The organism is Pseudomonas sp. HY13-MNA-CIBAN-0226 (genome assembly GCF_040310305.1).
GTDB classification, from domain to species: domain Bacteria; phylum Pseudomonadota; class Gammaproteobacteria; order Pseudomonadales; family Pseudomonadaceae; genus Aquipseudomonas; species Aquipseudomonas gregormendelii.
On sequence record NZ_JBEOPS010000592.1, the window covers coordinates 1 to 239 of the forward strand.

At 61.5% G+C, this 239-nt stretch carries 1 pseudogene; it reads left to right on the forward strand.

Features of this window, described 5'->3' with window-relative positions:
* Positions 1-239, forward strand: a pseudogene (locus tag AAEZ05_RS30050) (HAAAP family serine/threonine permease); the annotation flags it as partial.

Genomic DNA, 239 nt, shown 5'->3' on the forward strand with positions numbered 1-239 from the left:
GCCGAAGCGAAAGCGCAGAACCTGTCGATCCTGTCGTACCTGGCTAACCACTTCGATAACCCGACGATTGCCTTTGCCGCACCGTTGATTGCGTTTGTGGCGATTGCCAAGTCCTTCCTGGGCCACTACATCGGTGCCAGCGAGGGCCTCAAGGGCCTGGTGGTCAAGACTGGCCGCCGTCCGGAGCCCAAGACCCTGGACCGCATGACCGCCGCCTTCATGCTGGTGGTGTGCTGGAT